Here is a 19,911-nt window from a genome sequence, read left to right on the forward strand (position 1 = left end):
TCTGATCCTAATTCAAGTTTCACCAACCATGTTCTCGGAGACCTAGCTCAAAAATTTTTAACACCTGACGTCCCTGGAGATCATAACGAAGCAATGATGGAACTCGGTGCACTTGTTTGTATTCCAGTTCCAAATTGTTCCGTATGTCCATTCGAAAATCATTGTGAAGCAAAAGGATCCGGAAAAGAAAAAGAAGTTCCGGCAACTAAATCAGTAGAGAATTGGGTGGACTTGGACCTCAACTTTCTTTTTTTGAAATCATCCGGTCGTGTTCTTTTGGTGAAATACACAACTCGAAGATTTTTTAAGACAATCTACTCGTTGCCGTTTCGATTGGAAGGGAAACATCCTTATGAAAAGGATGAGTGGGTGGAAGAATTATTCGCCGATTCCAGAGTGATACAGAATTCTCTGCGATCAAGGCATTCCATCACTAATCATAGGATTCGATTGAAGTTCAGCGAACTTGATGAAAAGAACATTGTTCGAATCGAAAAAAGTCTTCAAAAGAGAACGGATATCCAATTCAAATGGGTAAACGAATCGGATCTTAAGGAAGAATTTCCGTCTTCTATATCTGGAAAGTTGATCAGGCTCAGAAATAAAAACAAAAAACAACCGGAACTTCCGGTGGGAAATTTATGAAACTTCGATCCACGGCTGAATTCGTAAAGGAATTACAAAAGCAAAAGGAACTTCTCGTCATCGAAGAGGAAGTGAATCCAATATTAGAATTAGCTGAAATTCAAAGAAGGGTCGTTTCTAAAAGAGGACCGGCAGTGCTTTTTAAAAACGTAAAAGGTTCCCGCTTTAGTGTCGCGACTAATCTCTACGGTTCCGAAAAAAGAATGAAAATTGCGTTCGGAGAGGATCCAATCAAGTTCGTACAAAAAATTGCATATACGATCCAAAATATTCTTCCCCCGACTCCAGCTAAAATTTGGGCTTTGAGAAATACCGCGTTTCAAGCTTTTCGAGTCGGACTCAAAAAAGTAAACACAGCTCTGGTTCTTGAAAACACATTAGATTCTTTGCATAAACTTCCTACAATCAAGTCCTGGCCGAAGGACGGAGGAAATTTCGTCACTCTTCCTTTGGTTTATACGGAAAGCCCAAAAACCGGAAAGGGAAATCTGGGGATGTATCGAATCCAGATTCACGGACCGATGGAAACGGGGATGCATATCCAGATCCACAGAGGCGGCGGAAATCATTACCACGAAGCGGAAAAGGAAGGCCGATCCCTTCCAGTGCATATTTATACGGGAGGTCCTCCTGGTTTGACAATCGCCGCTGTCGCTCCTTTACCCGAGGAAATCAGTGAACTGATTCTCGCCTCGCTTTTGTTAGGCGAAAAGCTTAAAATCAAACGAGACAAGAATGTTTCTTTTCTTCCGATCGTAGCGGATGCAGATTTTTTAATCCAAGGTATAATCCCTCCCAAGATTCGAAAGCCGGAGGGACCGTTCGGAGATCACTATGGATATTACGCGTTAAAACACGATTATCCCATCGTCCAGGTTCAAAAAATTTATCATCGAAAAGATGCGATTTGGCCCGCGACCGTCGTAGGCCGCCCTCCACAAGAGGATCACTGGATCGCCGAATATCTACAGGATCTTTTATCTCCATTATTTCCCGTGGTAATGCCCGCGGTAAAAGGAATTTGGGCTTACGAAGAATCCGGAGTACATTCTCTTGCGGCCGCTATAGTTAAGGAAAGATACCAAGGGGAGGCGTTTACTGGTGCACTTCGAATTTTAGGAGAAGGGCAACTTTCTCTTACAAAAGTACTACTCGTAACAGATCAGGATATAAATCTGAAGAATTTTAGAGAAACGTTTATTAGAGTATTAGAAAGAATGAATCCGATTACAGATATTCATATTTTCGCAAACATCTCTCAGGATACGCTCGATTATACAGGACCTGCCGTAAATCAAGGAAGTAAGGCGATTTTCTTAGGTTCTGGAAAAAAGAAAAACGATTTAAAAGAACAATTCAAAGGAAGGTTCTTGTATTCTTCTTTTAAAAATCCGAAGGTTCCATACCCGGGAGTTTTGGTCGTTTCCGGACCCAAATACAAACCAAAGGACGGAGTTCCTTCTAAACTTTTAAAGGAAAAGTCGATCCGAGATTTTCTATTTGTATTCCTAGTGAACGACTCGGAAGACGCGACCCGCTCTGATCACGATTTTATTTGGTCGATCTTTACCCGCTTTGAACCTGCCGGAGATATTTATGCAGATACGAAATTAATCCGAAATCATCCTGCATTGTACCCGCCGATCGTGATCGATTGTAGAATGAAAACCTGGTATCCTCCTCTGACAGAAGCGGATGCAGAGACGATTCGAAAAGTAGATGATAGATTTGGTAGACTGATAGACTCTCTTTAAGAAATTTGAATCTTATGATGAAAAAAAGATGTATCGTTACTGGCGGAGCCGGGCTCATAGGCTCCAATCTCATTGAGGAACTCAATCGACAGGGAATTGAAGATATTCTTGTGGTGGATCATTTAGGAACATCCTCCAAATGGAAGAATCTAATCGGAAAAAAGTATTCCGATTATCTGGAAAAGGAAAATTTTTTAGATTCTTCTGTTCGCACTTCTTTATTAAAAGATTATCATGTCTTATTTCACTTGGGAGCTTGTTCTTCCACGATTGAAACAGACGCTTCCTACCTGATCAAAAATAACTTCGAATATACGAAACTTCTCGCAAACGAATCCCTAAAAAATGGAATTCGGTTCGTATACGCTTCTTCGGCAGCAACGTACGGAGACGGAGCGAACGGATACGATGACAAAGCCCCCATCAATTCTCTCAAACCTTTGAATATGTACGGATATTCAAAACATATGTTTGATTTGTACGCTCAGAAACACGGCCTTTCAAACAAAATTACCGGAATTAAATACTTCAACGTGTTCGGATATGGAGAAGGGCATAAAGAGGATATGAGAAGCGTTGTTCTAAAGGGATACGAACAAATCAAAAAGGAAGGTAGAATCCGTCTTTTTAAATCCTATAAATCCGAATACAAGGATGGAGAACAAAAAAGAGATTTTTTATACGTGAAGGACGCCGCAAAAATTACCGCCTATTTAGCGTTTGGCGATTATGCAGGATTATACAATCTCGGAAGAGGAATTGCTGAAACGTGGAACGACTTAGTCTCCGCGATCTTTGATACTTTAAAGCTGACTGCAAATATAGAATATATCGAAATGCCTGAATCCCTAAAGGCAAAATATCAATATTACACTTGCGCCGATACGACGAAACTCTTAAAGACGGGATATTCTGAAGGATTTACTCAGTTGAAGGAAGCTGTAAGAGAATATGTAACCCTCCTCCAAGAGGAAGAGGGCACATAGCTATTTTTTAAGGATTAACCGTAGATTTTAATGATTGTACGGATTAGGTCCTTATATTTTCCGTCTTTCAGATAGTAGAAAACTTGGTTGGATTCTTTTCTACTGGAAAGAATTCCGTTGATTTTCATCTTACTTAGGTGCTGAGAAGCAGCCGATTGACTGATTCCCAGTAAATCCACAAGCTCGCCTACACTGTGTTCTTTTTGAGACAGGAAGAAAAGAATCTGCAAACGGTCAGGGTGAGCGATCCCCTTAATTCCACGAATTGCTGACTCTAATTGGTTTTTCTTTAATGCTGATTTTTCTTTGGACATTGTTTTACTCTTATTTATATTTCTAAAAGAAAATGCTTTCTCTTTTTAGACTAAAATACCGACTCAAGTTTATTCAATTTTAGTAAACTAGCAAATCTCGATTCGATAAATTACGGTCTATTTTATTATAATTTTATCTTACTGTAAAGTTCTTTTCTTAAAAAAATGATTTCCGATTAAATTTTTACTCCACCTGATATTTCTAATACAACACTGGACACTAAATCGTTGTTAACGATAAATTCGGCGGAGAGCGCAATCTCATAAGGTTCTCCTAATCTACCTATAGGTATAAGAGATTCCCATTTTTTTAGCGCTTCAGGATTCATATCTTTCATTACCATTTCTGTTTTTATAAATCCGGGTGCAATACCTGCCACACGAATGCCGTATCTACTCAATTCTTTTGCCCACAATTTCGTCATTGAGGCAACTCCAGCTTTTGCGGCGGAATAATTTGTCTGACCTGGATTTCCATGCATCGCAACAGATGCAATTGGGATGATAACACCTTTACTTTTACTTTCTATCATTTGAATTGCTGCTTCTCTTCCAGTCAAGAATACTCCAGTAAGATTGACGTCGATAACGGATTGCCAATTCGCCAAGGACATTTTGGAAATTACTTTACCAGTTTCTCTATCTGTTTTTACTAACAATCCGTCTCTTAAGATTCCCGCGTTCAATATAGCGACGTCTAAACTTCCAAAATGTTTCACCGCATATTGCATAAGCTTTTCTGCATCTTCTTCTTTGGATACGTCCGCTTTAAAGGAAAGTACTTCGGCTCCTAAAACTCTGATATCCTTTTCTGCTTCTTTTAATTTTTCTTCAGATATGTCCGAAAGAACAATTTTTGCCCCTTTTTTGGCAAAATGTTCCGCCATAGCCTTTCCAAGTCCGCCTGCTGAGCCGGTGACGAGTACTGTTTTACCTTTAATTTCCAAGATTGTTTTCCTTTAATTCTTTACTTCTTGTGCTGATATAATTTTTCGAAAATGGAATTTCCACTCTAGAAGTAGTTTCATGTTCTCCGGTTATAATCCTAAAGAGATGAGGATCTATATTCTCACTTTTTAATAGAATCATAATGAGTGCGATCCCAAGTCCCGCTCCTTCGGTGTTATCCATATTGTCCATGTAGAATTCCGCAATGTCATTGTATGACATTGCTTTTCTCATTTTCTCTCGCATTCGTTCTTCTTCCTCTTGGATTACGGGAGTATTATTAGTAACTTCTACTATAAGTCCTTCGTTTGTGTATGTTATGTTTAATTTTACGGAAATTCCACGAGCAAGACATCTTTTGCCATATTCATCTACCATTTTTTCTGAAAACTTCGCTTTAAAAGCAGTGATTCCTTTTTCGTAATGTTCTGGATTTCGAATATCCAAACCTTCGTCCTCAAAAAAGACTCTTTTTTGATTCGCTTTGACTCCGTTAATGGACATCTCTTTTGTAATCGTGTATAGCATTTCTATATAACGAGTTTGACCAACCTTGGTTAGAATTTCTGTAATGATTTTAAGGACGTAGTGCTCCAGTTTGGAATTCATCCTAGAGGATTGGAGTGTAATTTGGGAGCGTGTTCGGATAAGTTCGGTCAATTTTTGATCTAAGTCTTGAAAACTTTTTGCCATATTTCTTCAAATCCTTTTGCAGTGTAAACCGGACGCCACAAAATTTCCCTGTCAGTTTTGACAACAAAGAGATGGAATCAATCAAATTCCAGAATTAGGATATTCTAAAAATCGGGTAAATCTTCTAAAATTTACTCCGTCTTCTCCTTATTAAAAACCGGGAAATCTAAATATCTAAGAATAAATCGGATACAAAGCCTACTATTATGGTCGGTAAATTTTCCTTAAAGATTTCCAAAAGTTTATAATCCGAATTTTTCATATTCGAATTTGAAAGTTTGTCAGATTCAATCTTATATACTATTTTGAGTTTGTTCTAAAACCTCAAATCGTAGGAACTCTTACTAAATTTAACGGTGAAAAGATGATTTAAAGACATATAAATTTCTCTAAGAGGCATAAATCTGTGGGAGTTACTACATTTTGTTTGGCGATTTAACAATGATGATCCTGAGGGTTTTTGGGATAGATTTTTTTTTGCACGTTGTTTGGAATTTAAATCCTTCTGCAGGGAAAAATTTGCAAAACTCACATAGAATATCTGAATAGAGTGTAAAAAAAAACGATTTCAAGAAAAAAATATTGCAATCATTTGTATAGCAGTTATATAGAGGTTATAATTTGTTTAGTATTTTGAGGTAAATATGCTGAGAACCCTGAATATAAGAGACTTTGCTCTGATTGAAGAGGCTTGTATCGATTTTCAAAAAGGAATGACTGTGATTACTGGAGAGACGGGAGCGGGAAAGTCTCTTATTTTGGACGCCATTTCCTCTTTGTTGGGCGGAAAAAGTAGCCCGATGGAAATTCGAACGGGCGCTCCCCGTTATGTGTTAGAAGGGGTGTTCGATCTCTCTAAAAACCCTGTTGCCCTTGAATGGTTGAAAGAAAAGGGATTTTCCTTCGATTCGCAGGAACTCACTCTTCATCGAGAATGTAGTCGAGACGGAAAATCTAGGATTCTAATCAATCAATCATTGGCTTCTTCCACTGCGCTTCGGGGTTTGGGTGAACTACTCGCCGAAGTTCATAATCAGAACGATCAGATTCTTCTTTTGGATCGGGGAGAACAATTGGACATCATAGATCTTTACGCAGGTCTTATTCCTCTCCGAAATGAAGTGAAAGAATGTTTTCTTACCTATAGGAGTCTAAAAAAACGCCTTGAAGAATTGCGTAAGAATGAGGAAGAAAAATCCAAACGAATCGAGTTTCTTACCTTTCAAATCAGGGAAATCAAAGAGGCTGATCTCAAAGAGGGCGAGGAAGAGGGACTGATCCAAGAGGAAAATCTTTTGGCTCATGGAGAACTTCTCGCAGAGAATTATGAAATTTTATCTTCGTATCTTGCAGACAGTGAATCCGCCATTCTTCCTTCATTTCCGAGATTTTTGAGCGCGGCAGAAAAAATTAAATCGATTCAACCCGATTTCTCAAAGACCTTGGATTCTTTACAGGAAATTTATATTCAACTTAAAGAGATCAACTCATCCGTTTTGGATGAAAAGGAAGAGATTTTCTTTTCTCCGGATAGGCTTCAATTCGTTCAATCTCGTTTGGATCTGATTTCTAAAATGAAAAAAAAATATGGTTCCGATTTAGCTGCGATTTTGGATTGCAAAAGCAAAGCAGAACAGGAATTGGAAGCGATGGAGGAAAATTCGAAGAACAAGGAATCGATGCAAGTCGAAATCGAGAAGGTGACTTCTATACTTGCCTCTCTTTCGATTCAACTTTCCAAAGCGAGAAGGGAATCTCTCATTCGTTTTGAGTCTTCCCTCAAGTCCGAATTAGAACAACTCGGAATGCCAGGAGCTGCGGTTCAAGTCGTACTCCGTTGGGAACCGAGTCCGGAAGGAGAAGTATCGGCTTCGGGTAAAAGTTATATTGTAAACGAGTCGGGACTGGATCAGCTCGAATTTTATTTCAGTCCGAATCCGGGAGAAAAACCGAGACCACTTCGTAAGATCGCCTCTGGAGGAGAGGTGTCTAGAGTAATGCTCGCAATTCGCTCTATTTTGGGTAGACAGGCTAATTTGCGGGTTTTGATATTCGACGAGATCGATTCCGGTTTAGGTGGAGAAATTGCAATGGATGTGGCTCGAAAACTCAGAAATCTGGCGGAAAATCACCAATTGATTTTGATCACACACTTACAACAGATAGCGTCCGCAGCAAATGATCATTTAAAAGTTACGAAGTCGGTAGAGGGGGGACGTACGTTTTCGAAGACAGAATTTTTGAGTTTAGAAGAGAGAACTTTGGAACTTGCAAGAATGATTTCAGGTCAGAAAGTGTCAAAAGGCGCTCTAGAACACGCTAAAGAACTGTTGAAAAAACAGGCGGTTTAGAATACAGATTTCCCAATTTCGAATCCTTACAAAAAGGAGGTACGCGAATTAGAAAACTGTTTGGCAGCTACAGGAGAGTTTTAAACTCTACTCATGGGAGAATTTTACTTAAATGTTTTTAGCCAAATCTGATTCTCTAATTTCTGCAATTCCTCCGGAGTCTGTACCGATTGTTATTGTTTTAGTTTCCATTATCGGTTTTACGATCATTATTGAAAGATTGATCTATTTTTCTAAGTGGAAACCGATTGCTCTTGATGACTGGCGTTCTCTCAAAGAATTATTTCGCCAGAAAAATTGGAATACAGCGATTGATTATCTTAAAAGCATGAACAACGGACCTTCTGTTCTCGTTCTTCAAGCAGGTATTGAATCTTCACTTAAAAATTTAGAAGCTGCGGAAGAGGAAATGCTCTCTGCAGGTTTTGCACAGATTCTCAAAATGGAAAGATTTCTTTCCGGACTTGGGACTATTGCGACAATTTCTCCTCTTCTTGGTGTCCTCGGGACGGTACTTGGGATCATTCGTTCCTTCGAAGAAGGTTCAGGAACGAGAGGGGCTGAAGTAGGAATCAGCGAAGCTTTGATTACGACCGCGATGGGACTTGCCATTGCGATTCCTGCCTATGTTGCCTATAACTACTTTCAAAAGAAAAAAGAAGATACGATTGCCGAAATGGAAAATCTTTCCGGTCAAGCTCTTAAATATCTGAAATAAATATGAAGTTCAGAAAGTTTCGATCTTCCGCAAGCAGAACAGGGCAAATCGAATTAGCTCCTTTGATAGACGTGATTTCTTTTATCGTTATTTATTTTTTGATGAACGCGACTTTGGAAAAATCGACGGTCATGAAAATCGAACTTCCTCGCTCTTCTTCAACCGCCCAAGAAAAGAAAAAAGATGAACTTGTGATTACGGTCAATAAAGACGGTAAGATTTTTTTAGACAAGGATACTGATCCGATTCCATTGGAAAAACTGACGGAAAAAATCAATGTTTTCCTTGGTCCTTTGGAGAAAAGGGAACCGGGCAAAAATCGAGTTATTATTCGAGGAGACGGAACTGCAAGTTATCAGACCGTGATTAAGGTAATCGATAAGGTAAATGAGGCAGGAGTAAGTAAGTTTAACCTAGCGATGGTAAGACAAACTGGTTCCGGAGAAAAATAAATTCCGATTTTGGATGGTTTTGGTTCTAGTTGCAAATATCTAGGTGGCTTTAGTTTTTACTTTGAAACGAATATTATCCCCAACTTTAAAAGGATCTGTGCTTGTGATTCTTTTAGGACTTTTATTCTATTCAGGTGAACTAACTCAAATTTTTTCCAAACGGAACGACTTCTTGGGGAAAGTCATTAAAGAAATTAAATTCAAAGGAAATAAAAATACTCCCGATAGTGATCTCGAATCGATGATCGAGATAAAAATTGGTAAAATTCTTACCAAAAAAATTCTCGATCGGGATCTAAAGAATCTTTTTAACTCCGGCTTTTTTTATTTCGTCGATATTCAAGCAGAAGAAGTTTCGGATGGAATTCGTATCATCTTCGATCTCAAAGAAAGACCGCGAGTAAAAGAAATAGAATTTGTTGGTGCAGACGAAGTGTTTCCGGCGGATCTGAGAGATAAACTTCCTCTCAAAGATAACGAAGTAATCACACCCCAAAAAATCACTAAATCGAGAGATTTGATTCTTCAGAAATATAGAGACGAAGGATTTTTTCTCGCTTACGTAAAAGTAGAATTGGGAAAACCAGATTCGAAGACAAATTTGGTTCGGGTCCGTTTTGTCATCGATGAAGGGGAAGAAATCCCCGTCTCTAAAATCAACGTTTACGGCAATGAATCCATCGAAACTTCGGAGATTCTTTCTGTTATAGAAATGAAAGAGGAAGGAATTTTCGAAGGCGGTAATTTTAAAGAATCTTCTTTTGAAAAAGATAAGGATACCATCGTTGCTTATCTCAAAAGTAAAGGTTATCTTGATGCCGAATTGATTCGGGAAGGAACCAATTGGGAGATCCATTGGGAAAATCCAGAAAAAAAAGACAGAAGAGTTATCATCGTAAACATAAAAATTTCCGAAGGTCAGATTTATTTCTTCAACGGCTATACTGTAAACCATGATATGTCCTTGGATGGAGAAGGAAGACCTCTCTTTTTGAATAAAGAGAAGAACCCTCCGGAAACTACAAAAGACGAATTGAAACCACTTTTTCCTCCCAAAGAAATCGAAAGAAGTTTGGATTATAGTGACGGAGACGTCGGAGCAATTTTTGATGAAACTCGTTTTATGCGGGACCGGGGAACCGTGAACGAAATGTACAGCTCGAAAGGTTATCTCTTCGCGCAGGTGATTCCTCGTAGAAAGGTGATTTCTCTCGATCGTGAAAATTTAGAATATTATGAAAATTGTTACAGCCGTAAATCCGAAGAAGAAAGAAAAATCTGTGAAAACGAATATTCTCAACTTCATATCAAACGATTGAGACAACTCTACAATACCAAATCTGAGTTACACGGTAAAAAATTTGTTCACGTTGATTTTAATATTCGAGAAAACAATCTTGCTTATGTGGAAAATGTTATCATCAAAGGAAATAAAAAAACCCAGGATCGTGTAATTCGAAGGGAACTTCTTTTCAAACAAGGGGATCTTTTCAATTCCATTTTAGTCAACCGTTCGAGAGAAAGAATTTATAACCTGGGTTACTTCAAAGAAGTGAACTTTAACATGAGGCCGGGTTCGGACCAGACGAAAATGAATCTCATCATCGAAGTTCTTGAACAACCTACGGGAACGGTTTCCATGGGCGGCGGTTACGGTACAATTACCGGATTTTCCATTTTCACTGAGGTCGGTGAAAATAACCTAAATGGAACGGGGCAAAAAATTTCCGGACGTCTCGAATTCGGTCCTTTCCGAAGACTTTTTCAGATAACTTGGACGGAACCTTGGCTTTATAATAAACCTTGGTCTCTTTCTCTTTCTCTTTTTTATTCCTCTAGAATTTACAATGTAGGTGCCGTCTCAATCACGGAGAATAACAACCAACAGTCAATTAAGGAGCAGGCTGTTTATTCTAGGGACGGGGTCGGTTTTACCGTCGGAATCGGTCACAGGATTTTTATCAACTGGACTCATTTTCACAGATATTCCCCAAGTATCTACGCTTCCACAAATCCGTCTTCTCTTGTATCGGATCAAGTTCTTGCGGAGGTCCGTAGAGGCTGGCAATTTCGTTCTCAGATTTCGAATGGAATCGCGTATGACATTCGAGATAACGTTTTTAACCCTACACAGGGCTACGATTTGCTTTTTCAGATGGACAACGTTGGGCAGGCATTAGGCGGTCAATCCCATTTCGATCAATATAGGGTTCTTGCGGAATACTATCATACTTGGTTTGATTATAGTTTTTTCGGACTCTTTAGAAACAACGCACTCAGACGATGGAGAGTCGTGCAAGAATTTAGAAGCTCTTCTCTTTTTACATTCCAAAGGGTTCCGTATTACGGTAAACAGGACCCGATTCAAAGGCCATACATTCAATTGCAAGACTTACAGTTCTTAGGTGGTTATGAGTCTCTTCGCGGTTGGTTTTATAACGACGCAAAATACCCTACCGAATGGAGGGACGGGGCTGCAACCAGGATGCTTTTTAGTTCCGAACTTCGTTTTCCGATCGAACCCACCTTACTCTGGTTAGTCGCTTTTTTCGATGCAGGAGCCTTGTATGAGGAAGTCAATCGAGCGACCGGGGTAAGAAGAGATCTATTTACAACCTACGACCAAAGAGTCAGAGAAGCTCAGTTAAAGGATCCCGTAGGATACGCTCTTTCAAATCACTACAATCTAAACGCCCTCAGGAAAGCAGATTATACTTACGAAGAGCTCAACAATCCTGCCAACCTAGTGCTTTCCGGAAACAATATCGCTTTGGATAAATTCCGGTTTTCCTGGGGAATCGGTCTCAGGATTCAGATTCCGGTTCTTCCTCTTCGAATTTATTTTGCTCAGAAATTGAAATATTCAGGAGTTCCAGATCATCCCTTTACGAAATTTGAATCCGACAATGCATTTCAGTTTGTGTTCGGAATCGGAGATTATAGATTTTGACCTCTTCTTTCCTTATAGGTCTAAACGAAGAACAAAAAAAAGCCGTTTTACAGACAACCGGCCCAGTACTCATCTTGGCGGGTGCAGGCTCGGGTAAAACCAGGGTCATCACGCATAGAATCGCAAACCTTCTTGTCAATCATGGAATGGATAGAATCTGCGCATTAACCTTCACTAATAAGGCTGCCGCGGAGATGGTCGAACGAGTAAAAAACTTGGTCCCTTTCATTCCAGCAAATCTTCAGATTAAAACATTTCATTCTCTTTGTCTTTACATCCTCAGAAGAGAAGCGATTTTTTTTGGATTCGACAGTGCGTTTACTGTTTATGATACGACCCTTCAAGAGTCTCTTCTTAAACAAGTCGTAAAAGATCTTTCTTTAGATCTTAAATTTTACAAACCTTCTATGCTCGGAAATTACATCAGTAGTTTGAAGGATAAAATGTTGTCTCCCGAGGCTTATCTGGAAAAGGAAGGACGCACCGATTTTTCCAAAACCGTATCTGCAATTTATAAAGAATACGAAAAGAGAAAAGACGCGAGCCGTGCTTTCGATTTCGGAGATCTCATCTGGAAAACAGTACAACTCTTTCAAAAATCACCGGATGCAATCGCCAAATACCGTCACAAATGGGAATACGTGATGGTAGACGAATATCAGGATACAAACAAAGTACAATACCAATTAGTACTTCTTCTCGCGGGTGAAAAGAGAAATCTTTGTGTTGTTGGCGACGACGACCAATCCATTTATTCCTGGAGAGGAGCCGACATCGGAAACATTCTGAATTTCGAAAAGGACTTCCCCGAATCCACAGTCATCAAACTAGAGGAGAATTATCGTTCTTCATCGAATATCATTCTTGCGGCTTCAAAAGTGATTTCGAACAACACTCAGAGAAAACAAAAAGAAATATTCACGAATAATCCCGAAGGTTCCCCGATTGTGTTGAACGAATTTGAAAACGAATCAGAAGAAGCCCATGGAGTAATTACTAGAATCCGTTCCGCATATTCCTACGGAACAGAATATAAGAATATTGCAATATTCTACAGAACAAATTCTCAGTCTAGATATTTTGAAGAAGCACTTCGGAATCTGGGAATTCCGTATAAAATTTTCGGGGGTTTCCGATTTTTTGACAGGGCGGAGATCAAGGATTTTATCGCTTATCTGAGTGTGGTTTCCAATCCTCTCGACAGCATTTCACTTCTTCGAATCGTAAACTATCCTCCGAGAGGAATCGGCGATTCCGGAATCGATAAAATTCGTGAATTTTCTCTGGAAAAAGGAATTTCTCTTTTGGAAGCCTTGGGTCAAGAAGATATTCCTCTCAAAAAGGCGGCGAAATCCAAAGGGAGGGAACTCTATAGTTTATTCAGCGATCTAATCGAAAAGGCTGAAAAGAACTCTTCCCCTTCTGAAATCGCATTAGAACTTTTGAATCGTTCTGGTCTCATGTCCCATTTAAGGGACGAAGGTACAGAAGAATCGATCGCCCGTTTAGAAAACCTTCAAGAACTTGTCAATTCGATCGAGGAATACGAAAAAAATTCTGATTCCCCCTCCTTGGAAGAATATTTAAATCAAATCAGCTTAATTACAAGTGAAGAAGAATCGAAAGAGCTTATCGATTATGTGAATCTCATGACGGTGCATAATGCAAAAGGTCTGGAATTTAAAATCGTTTTTCTTTCAGGTTTGGAAGAAGGTACATTTCCTCACAGTATGAGTTTAGAAGATTCTCACTTTGGAGACGAAGAAGAAAGGAGGCTTTTTTACGTCGCCCTTACGCGTGCCCGGGAACAATTGCTTCTAAGTTATTGCAGGACTTCTAGAAAGTTTGGTAAGGTGGAGGATAGAATTCCTTCTCGATTTTTATCGGAAGTTCCAAGAGAATGTTTCGCAGAGCGCGTAAGTCGGGAACGTACTGCAAGAAGACCTCAAGGGCCACCCCTGGCCTCTAAGACTCGGTCAGTCGAAGAAAAATTTAATACCGGTTTTTCATCATCCACACCGGATCCTGCTAATCTCTATCTAAAACCGGGAGACCGAGTAAAACACAAACAATTCGGAATCGGGACGATTCAGACAGTCTCGGGAAAAGAAAAAAATACGAAAGTTTCCATTCGCTTCGGAAACGTTGAGAAGAACTTTTTTGTTGCCTATACCCCGCTTGAGAAATTATAAGAAAGGGGCTAAGTTTGCCCATTCTAAAATCCGATATTAATACCGGAAATAGGAAACCAGATGAAGAAAATACTCACAATCTCTCTTTTGCTTCTCATAAACTTTGTTGGCCTTCAAGCGGGAAAATCGCAAGGTGTTGTGGAGGAATTTAACAAAGTAGAAGAATTTAATAAGAACGTGAAACTTTCGGATGCAATGAAAAAAGTGACTCTGGAAAGGAATCTTCTTTCCGCAGTAAAATATACACTCCACCATAGATATCTTGAATACAAAGAAATCACGAAGGATCTGAATGCGGATACGATGCTTTATGAGCCTCAAAAAGGAACATACACGGTTTATGTAAAATTCAAAAAATATCTTTTCTTTTACAGCTTCAAAATGGATCCCGAAATCTATCTCCAAACTCCTGAAAACGAAGTGTTTTATCTCCGTCCCGAAAATTTAGACGACCCCCATAAGGAAAACACCGCTAATCCGGGCGGAAAGTAATTTTCTTTTTTGGATTCGATTCAATATCTTCAGCCCGCCGTAAACTCCGTTTTGGAAGCGGGTAAAATCGTATTAGAAATCTATCATTCCGATTTTAAGGTTAAGGATAAGGGAAAAAACGATCCCGTCACAGAAGCGGATCTAAAAGCCGGAGCTCATATTTCCAGGAATTTACATTTTTCGAATATTCCGATTCTTTCCGAAGAAGACTCGGAAAGAAAGGATATCTCCAAATTTGTCGCAGCTTGGATTTTGGATCCCATCGACGGGACACGCGAATTCGTGCATAAAAATCCAGAGTTTGCAATCAGCTTGGGACTTTCCGTCAAAGGCAAAGCGATCCTCGGAATCATTTTCAATCCAGTTACCCGCGAATTGATCTATGGAATGGAAAACTTAGGTGTCGTTTATCAGAAGTTGGAAGAGATACCCGATTCGTTTTCTATTGAATCCCAGAATTTTACAAAAACATTAAGCAATTTTAAACTTACAAACAAGGTTCTCATTTCTAGAACCGAAGAAAAAGAAGGGCTTTTCCTTTCCTCTATGATTCCTGCCGGTTGGGAGTTTTCAGCGATGGGTTCGATCGCATATAAGCTCGGTTTGGTGGCGGCAGGAAAAGCGTCCCTTTCAATTTCTCTAAAGCCGAAAAATGATTGGGATATCTGTGCGGGAATTGCTCTCGTAAATGCCTCGGGAGGTTCTGACTTGGAAATTCGATCCGGTAAACCCTATAAGTTTCAGACAGTAGATGGAAGAGGAGATGGACTAATAGCTGGACATACTCCGTCTCTCATACAGGTCTGGGAAAGTTCGAAATCGCATTTTCAATCGGGCCTAAGAGACTGGGATTGATTTCTTTTTTTAGCGGAATTATGAAAAAAAAAGAATATTCAAAAAATATAATTCGTACAATTAGAATTGGTGTAGATGCCAGGCCTTTTTCTACTCCTGTTTCTGGCGTGGGTAAGATGATTCACAGTGTTTTGTTTGACTTGGGAAAGGATACGAGCTTTGAGTTTTATCTTTTCTCTCACAAAGATATTCATCCGAGTTACGCAAATCTTTTGGATCTTCCCGGAATTCGGTTCGTCAAAGGGGAAGGTTTTTTTTCCAAAAAGGGGGGACTTTACTTTGCGGTCGCTCTTCCATTGCAATTGAGAAAAATGCGACTCGATCTTTTCTGGGGAACCCAACAGGTACTTCCCCCTTTTCTTTCTAGAAAAACCGCAACCGTTCTGACATACAACGATCTGGTTGCGTATCGTTTTCCAGACACGATGAGAACTCTCGCGAGAATCCAACAAAAATTTTACCTTGTTCGTTCTATCAGACGTGCGGACAAACTACTCCCTATTTCCGAATCCACACGAAACGAAGTAGCTGAATTTTTTCACGTTCCTTTTGAAAAGATGCAAGTCGTTTACCCCGGAATCGAACTTTCTGAATTCAAAGGTCTGCTTAAAAAAAAGCCGGGCGACAGAGCAGACTCTCTTCCTGAGAAATTTTTCCTCTCGGTTTCGACCGTCGAACCCAGAAAGAATTATCAATTTTTGTATAATGCTTATGTTGAATATTCAAAATCTGTAAAATTTAATCGAAGGTTCTCCTGGGTAATCGGTGGAAAGGCCGGCTGGGAAGATCCTAAGTTTATTGAAGCTCTTCGAAGCCCGGAAAGTAAGGCCTTAGGCATTATTTGGATTGAAAGTCCGACTGATGTGGAGCTTGCTCATATGTACGAGAAGTGCGCTTTGTTTTTATTTTCTTCCTTGTATGAAGGGTTTGGGATCCCGCTTTTGGAGGCATTGAGTCTCCAAAAACCTGCGATCGTCACGGATCTTCCGGTATTCCGAGAAATCGGCGGGGACAAAATCCAGTATCTAAAACTTGAAGAAAAACTTTGGACTCTGGCACTTTTAAACTTTTCTAAAAAACCGTATTTGGGTAAGAAAGTGGATATTCGAAAATTCTATCGAAGCGCAGCAGCCAAAACGATTTCCGATCAAATTCGTGAAGTTTTGAAATCAAAAAATCCGGTTTAAACTCGTTGAAGGAAAATGTGGGAACTCCTACAAAATTCAAAGATCCACTGTAAAACTTATGGCTACAGTTGGTTTTGGGATCAACCTAAAAACCATTTTCTCCAACCGTCAAGCCGGGTAAGAGTTCCTGAAAATTCCAAACCGATTTTAGAATCGATCTGGAGATGGATTCTTTTTCGATCTAAAGGCTGAAGTTTTACGGAAAATCCTTCTTCTCCATTCTCAAAGTGGAGATAGTCCGGGAAAAACTCAAACTTATATCTTTCTTTTGAATTTGTTTCGGTTGGGTTTAAAGGAATTGAAAAAGATTTCGAGTTTTCTTTTCCTTCGAGTAGAATCAATAGTCTACCTTGTTTAAATTCTAATTTTGCCTTTCGATCTGTTTCCGAAAAGTAAGGCTCCTTTTGTGCGGGTGTGGAAATCAATCCCGAGCCACAAAATCGATCTTTCTTCAGATAAGATAAAAATTCTTCAGGACCTGAGAAATAATTGTAAAAGATTGGATTCACTGGAGTGATCCTAATTTGAAGTGAACGATTGTATTGAAAAGATTTTTTCCTTTTACTTGAGTCACGTTTTTTAATAGGATGGGAGATCATGTGGAGTTTTCGTCCGATTTTATTGTTCATTTTTTTTCTGGGATTCTCCTGTAATTTTACCAAGGAAGAATCAATTCTCTATCAGCTTTCTCTATACGACTTGGATGGACATAGAACATCTCTTAAGGAATACAGAGGAAAAGTTTTACTTTTAGATGTTTGGGCTTCCTGGTGTGAACCTTGTAAGGACGCAGTTCCGGTTTTAGAAAAACTTTCGAAAGATCTACAAGGAAAGAATGGTGTTCTCTTGGGAATTAACACCGAGCCGGAACTTTCCAAAGAAGAACACTTAAAAGCCGCGAAGGAATTTGGGATGACGTACCCGTTTTTTGTGGATCGGAATTTTACGTTTATCAATCAGTATAAAGTGGAAGGGCAACCCGCCTTGATTGTTTTTAGTTCATCGGGAACTCTCTTGAAAATTCAATACGGCATCCGAGAAAAAGATTATCCAAAACTCAGAGCAAATTTTTCTAATTGGTTCTCTGCACCATAAGCATTACATAACAAAGTAAATAAAATAGAATCTCCCGGGGAACATTTTGAAAAAAAGGTTTCTTTCCTAGGTTCCCTATTTACTCTTGAATCCTTGTCAACAGGATCTTTGTCGGAATTCCTAAGTTGTAATAACGAAAGATACCAGGAGTTAAATTAGTTTGATGGCGGAAAATTTAGCGCAACTGTTTCGTGAATCCGCGGAAAAATATCGGGATCTACCGGCTTTTTTTTCCAAGGACTCTAAAAAAAATTACTATCCAATGACGTACTTTCAACTGTACGAGCAAGGAATTCAACTTGCGGAAGCTTTGATTGAATTAGGTGTTCAGCAGAGACAAAGAGTAGGTTTGTTTGCTGACAATCGGATCGAATGGATCATCGCGGATTACGGCGTGATTCTTACGGGTGCGGCGGATGTTCCGCGTGGGACTGATATTACTGATTCTGAAATTGTTTATATCCTCAATCATTCGGAAGTAGAAGTTGTTTTTATCGAAAACGATAAAATGCTCGAAAAATTCAACAGAAATAAGTCTCAGCTGGCTAACGTAAAAACTTTGATCATGATGGATCCAATGAGCACCTCTCCCGGTGTGTTGAAGATGCAGGATCTAATTGAAAAAGGTAAAAAACTTCGGGCAGGCGGATCCCGAAAAGCGGAAGAGAGAGTTTCCGCAATCAATTCGGAGGACCTTTTCACGTTGATTTATACGTCAGGAACTACTGGGCTTCCCAAAGGTGTAATGTTGAAACATTCCAACATGATGCATCAAATAATATACGTAAGTCCTATGTTGGATATCAATTCGGAAGCCCGTCTCCTTTCCATTCTTCCGATTTGGCACGTATTCGAAAGGGTTGTAGAGTATGTTTGTATCGGACTCGGAGCCGCTACGTATTATACGAATGTAAGGGATCTTCGTCAGGATTTGGCTACCGTAAAACCTACGTTTATGGGTTCCGCTCCTAGACTCTGGGAAAACATTTACAACGGAATTTATACCCGGATCAATGATCCGGCTCAGACTCCCGCTTTTCGCAGAGGTCTTTTTAGACTCGCATATTTTTTTTCCAGAAAGAAAAATCAAGCGCTCCGTTTTTTGAAAGGAATCGAAGTGGATTATACAGGAAGAAATCCAATCGGGTCTTTCTTTTACGGAATTCTAATGTTCATCCAGTTTCTTTTAACGGGACCATTTACTCTCACCATTTTTGCAGGTGTATTAGGCGTTTATCTCGCGAGGACCGAGTTGTATTATCTGACTTCTTTTCTCTACGTTATAGCAGGTTTAGCGCTTCTTTTAAACAGCTTTACGTTGGACAAAATCGTTCTTGCTAAGATTAGAGCAGCTACGGGCGGTCAATTAAAAGCGTCTATATCCGGAGGGGGGGCTCTTCCCAGACACGTGGATGAATTTTTTGGTAACATTGGAATCAACGTTTTAGAAGGTTATGGCATGACCGAAACTTCTCCCGTGATTTCGGTAAGGACTTTTGAAAAACTCATCATCGGTTCTGTGGGTGTGATCGCTCCCAAAACAAAACTTCAGATCCGTAACGATAACAATGCGGTGTTGACCGAGATGGACGAAAACGGAAAAATTACTCAGGGAAAACTCGGATTGAAAGGGGTTGTTTTTGTCAAAGGACCTCAAGTCATGAAAGGTTATTTCAAAAATGAGGAAGCTACTTCTAAAGCGATAACCGATGGTTGGATGAACACTGGAGATATGGGAATGATCAACTTCAAGAAAACCCTAACTCTCACCGGTCGTGCTAAGGATACAGTAGTTCTTCTTGGAGGGGAAAATGTGGAACCAGTGCCGATCGAAAATAAACTCCAGGAGTCCACTTACATCAGTCAATGTATGGTGATTGGACAAGATCAGAAAAATTTAGGTGCAATTGTGGTTCCAGATTTCGAAAAACTCCAAGAGTGGGCACAAGAAAATGGAATCAACGAAACGAACAAGGATAAATTGATTGAAAATCCGAAGGTCTATGATCTATACAGAAAAGAGATTAAGGCCCTGAACAACACCAAAAACGGATTCAAATCATTCGAGCAGGTGACTCCTTTTATACTGATCTCTAAACCTTTCGAAGTTGGCGACGAACTCAACAATATGATGAAGATGAAACGTCATGTGATCACTGAAAAATACGGAGACAAAATCAAGAAAATCTATTCTACAAATCAGGATTAGAATTTTCTAATTTTTTATTAGATTTCGAAAGCCGACCTTAAAGGTCGGCTTTTTATTTCTTAGGAGAATT

The 19,911-nt window shown here is 39.5% G+C and carries 17 protein-coding genes (1 of these 17 running past the window's edge); 13 read left to right on the forward strand and 4 right to left on the reverse strand.

The genetic code is table 11. The features are described 5' to 3' along the window. The 3 genes in view from mutY to rfaD are tightly spaced (at most 14 nt apart) and all read left to right on the forward strand, a layout consistent with a single transcriptional unit that may run on beyond the window. Positions 1-645: the 3' portion of an A/G-specific adenine glycosylase gene (gene mutY, locus LEP1GSC190_RS08475; protein ID WP_002761797.1), read on the forward strand. 474 nt of this gene lie to the left of the window's left edge; only the last 645 of its 1,119 coding nucleotides appear in the window; its start codon lies off the left edge, out of view; its stop codon occupies positions 643-645. After that, positions 642-2,399, forward strand: a complete 1,758-nt coding sequence (locus tag LEP1GSC190_RS08480) for a UbiD family decarboxylase (protein WP_002761751.1) — start codon at positions 642-644, stop codon at positions 2,397-2,399. Before mutY ends, LEP1GSC190_RS08480 begins: the two co-directional genes overlap by 4 nt. A gap of 14 nt (positions 2,400-2,413) precedes the next feature. After that, entirely contained in the window at positions 2,414-3,385 is a 972-nt protein-coding gene (rfaD, locus tag LEP1GSC190_RS08485; RefSeq protein WP_002761787.1) for an ADP-glyceromanno-heptose 6-epimerase, read from the forward strand. Between the two features lie 14 nt (positions 3,386-3,399). Here rfaD and LEP1GSC190_RS08490 read toward each other — a convergent pair whose 3' ends face one another. The 3 genes from LEP1GSC190_RS08490 to LEP1GSC190_RS08500 all read right to left on the reverse strand — a co-directional run bounded on the left by LEP1GSC190_RS08490 (position 3,400) and on the right by LEP1GSC190_RS08500 (position 5,340). Further along, a complete protein-coding gene (locus LEP1GSC190_RS08490) occupies positions 3,400-3,699 on the reverse strand; it encodes an ArsR/SmtB family transcription factor (protein WP_002728490.1) in 300 nt (99 codons plus the stop codon). Between the two features lie 176 nt (positions 3,700-3,875). Next, the gene (locus LEP1GSC190_RS08495; RefSeq protein ID WP_004279942.1) at positions 3,876-4,646 is read right to left on the reverse strand and encodes an SDR family oxidoreductase; all 771 of its coding nucleotides are present in this window, start codon (positions 4,644-4,646) and stop codon (positions 3,876-3,878) included. Further along, positions 4,636-5,340 (reverse strand): hypothetical protein, encoded by a 705-nt coding sequence (locus tag LEP1GSC190_RS08500; RefSeq protein WP_002761791.1) that lies wholly within the window; start codon positions 5,338-5,340, stop codon positions 4,636-4,638. Before LEP1GSC190_RS08500 ends, LEP1GSC190_RS08495 begins: the two co-directional genes overlap by 11 nt. Before the next feature lie 644 nt (positions 5,341-5,984). Between LEP1GSC190_RS08500 and recN the strand changes: the two genes are divergently transcribed. The 8 genes from recN (at position 5,985) to LEP1GSC190_RS08540 (ending at position 16,537) form a co-directional block, all read left to right on the forward strand. Then, the gene (recN, locus tag LEP1GSC190_RS08505) at positions 5,985-7,691 is read left to right on the forward strand and encodes a DNA repair protein RecN (protein ID WP_002761779.1); all 1,707 of its coding nucleotides are present in this window, start codon (positions 5,985-5,987) and stop codon (positions 7,689-7,691) included. A gap of 112 nt (positions 7,692-7,803) precedes the next feature. Then, positions 7,804-8,409 carry a MotA/TolQ/ExbB proton channel family protein gene (locus LEP1GSC190_RS08510; protein WP_002761703.1) on the forward strand — a complete coding sequence of 202 codons (606 nt, stop codon included), beginning with the start codon at positions 7,804-7,806 and terminating at the stop codon, positions 8,407-8,409. A 2-nt stretch (positions 8,410-8,411) separates the two neighbouring features. Beyond that, positions 8,412-8,861 carry an ExbD/TolR family protein gene (locus LEP1GSC190_RS08515; RefSeq protein WP_002761785.1) on the forward strand — a complete coding sequence of 150 codons (450 nt, stop codon included), beginning with the start codon at positions 8,412-8,414 and terminating at the stop codon, positions 8,859-8,861. Between the two features lie 61 nt (positions 8,862-8,922). After that, the gene (locus LEP1GSC190_RS08520; protein ID WP_086004791.1) at positions 8,923-11,811 is read left to right on the forward strand and encodes a BamA/OMP85 family outer membrane protein; all 2,889 of its coding nucleotides are present in this window, start codon (positions 8,923-8,925) and stop codon (positions 11,809-11,811) included. After that, on the forward strand, positions 11,808-14,003 hold the full coding sequence (locus LEP1GSC190_RS08525) for an ATP-dependent helicase (protein ID WP_002761743.1): 2,196 nt from the start codon (positions 11,808-11,810) through the stop codon (positions 14,001-14,003). Before LEP1GSC190_RS08520 ends, LEP1GSC190_RS08525 begins: the two co-directional genes overlap by 4 nt. Positions 14,004-14,063: 60 nt before the next feature. Further along, entirely contained in the window at positions 14,064-14,495 is a 432-nt protein-coding gene (locus LEP1GSC190_RS08530) for an LIC11625 family surface-exposed protein (protein ID WP_002761745.1), read from the forward strand. 9 nt (positions 14,496-14,504) lie between these two features. Further along, entirely contained in the window at positions 14,505-15,350 is an 846-nt protein-coding gene (locus tag LEP1GSC190_RS08535) for a 3'(2'),5'-bisphosphate nucleotidase CysQ family protein (RefSeq protein WP_002761712.1), read from the forward strand. Positions 15,351-15,370: 20 nt separating this feature from the next. Beyond that, positions 15,371-16,537 (forward strand): glycosyltransferase family 4 protein, encoded by a 1,167-nt coding sequence (locus LEP1GSC190_RS08540; RefSeq protein ID WP_036035556.1) that lies wholly within the window; start codon positions 15,371-15,373, stop codon positions 16,535-16,537. Between the two features lie 80 nt (positions 16,538-16,617). Here the strand turns inward: LEP1GSC190_RS08540 and LEP1GSC190_RS08545 are convergent, their stop codons facing one another. Next, positions 16,618-17,046, reverse strand: a complete 429-nt coding sequence (locus LEP1GSC190_RS08545) for a hypothetical protein (protein WP_002761752.1) — start codon at positions 17,044-17,046, stop codon at positions 16,618-16,620. Between the two features lie 88 nt (positions 17,047-17,134). Between LEP1GSC190_RS08545 and LEP1GSC190_RS08550 the strand changes: the two genes are divergently transcribed. Next, positions 17,135-17,632, forward strand: coding sequence for a TlpA disulfide reductase family protein (locus tag LEP1GSC190_RS08550; RefSeq protein WP_002761795.1), 498 nt, complete (start codon positions 17,135-17,137; stop codon positions 17,630-17,632). A gap of 163 nt (positions 17,633-17,795) precedes the next feature. Further along, positions 17,796-19,841: an AMP-dependent synthetase/ligase gene (locus tag LEP1GSC190_RS08555; RefSeq protein WP_002761756.1), complete on the forward strand. Its 2,046-nt coding sequence runs from the start codon at positions 17,796-17,798 to the stop codon at positions 19,839-19,841. Positions 19,842-19,911: the final 70 nt, after the last annotated feature.

Source organism: Leptospira mayottensis 200901116 (assembly GCF_000306675.2).
In the GTDB taxonomy this organism is placed as follows: Bacteria; Spirochaetota; Leptospiria; order Leptospirales; family Leptospiraceae; genus Leptospira; species Leptospira mayottensis.

What these genes read in the sequence shown, in the direction of transcription:
- recN (WP_002761779.1), top strand. Translation starts at nt 5,985, where the DNA reads ATGCTGAGAACCCTGAATATAAGAGACTTTGCTCTGATTGAAGAGGCT.
- LEP1GSC190_RS08480 (WP_002761751.1), top strand. Translation starts at nt 642, where the DNA reads ATGAAACTTCGATCCACGGCTGAATTCGTAAAGGAATTACAAAAGCAA.
- LEP1GSC190_RS08510 (WP_002761703.1), top strand. Translation starts at nt 7,804, where the DNA reads ATGTTTTTAGCCAAATCTGATTCTCTAATTTCTGCAATTCCTCCGGAG.
- rfaD (WP_002761787.1), top strand. Translation starts at nt 2,414, where the DNA reads ATGATGAAAAAAAGATGTATCGTTACTGGCGGAGCCGGGCTCATAGGC.
- LEP1GSC190_RS08550 (WP_002761795.1), top strand. Translation starts at nt 17,135, where the DNA reads ATGTGGAGTTTTCGTCCGATTTTATTGTTCATTTTTTTTCTGGGATTC.
- LEP1GSC190_RS08490 (WP_002728490.1), bottom strand. Translation starts at nt 3,699, where the DNA reads ATGTCCAAAGAAAAATCAGCATTAAAGAAAAACCAATTAGAGTCAGCA.
- LEP1GSC190_RS08540 (WP_036035556.1), top strand. Translation starts at nt 15,371, where the DNA reads ATGAAAAAAAAAGAATATTCAAAAAATATAATTCGTACAATTAGAATT.
- LEP1GSC190_RS08500 (WP_002761791.1), bottom strand. Translation starts at nt 5,340, where the DNA reads ATGGCAAAAAGTTTTCAAGACTTAGATCAAAAATTGACCGAACTTATC.
- LEP1GSC190_RS08530 (WP_002761745.1), top strand. Translation starts at nt 14,064, where the DNA reads ATGAAGAAAATACTCACAATCTCTCTTTTGCTTCTCATAAACTTTGTT.
- LEP1GSC190_RS08515 (WP_002761785.1), top strand. Translation starts at nt 8,412, where the DNA reads ATGAAGTTCAGAAAGTTTCGATCTTCCGCAAGCAGAACAGGGCAAATC.
- LEP1GSC190_RS08555 (WP_002761756.1), top strand. Translation starts at nt 17,796, where the DNA reads ATGGCGGAAAATTTAGCGCAACTGTTTCGTGAATCCGCGGAAAAATAT.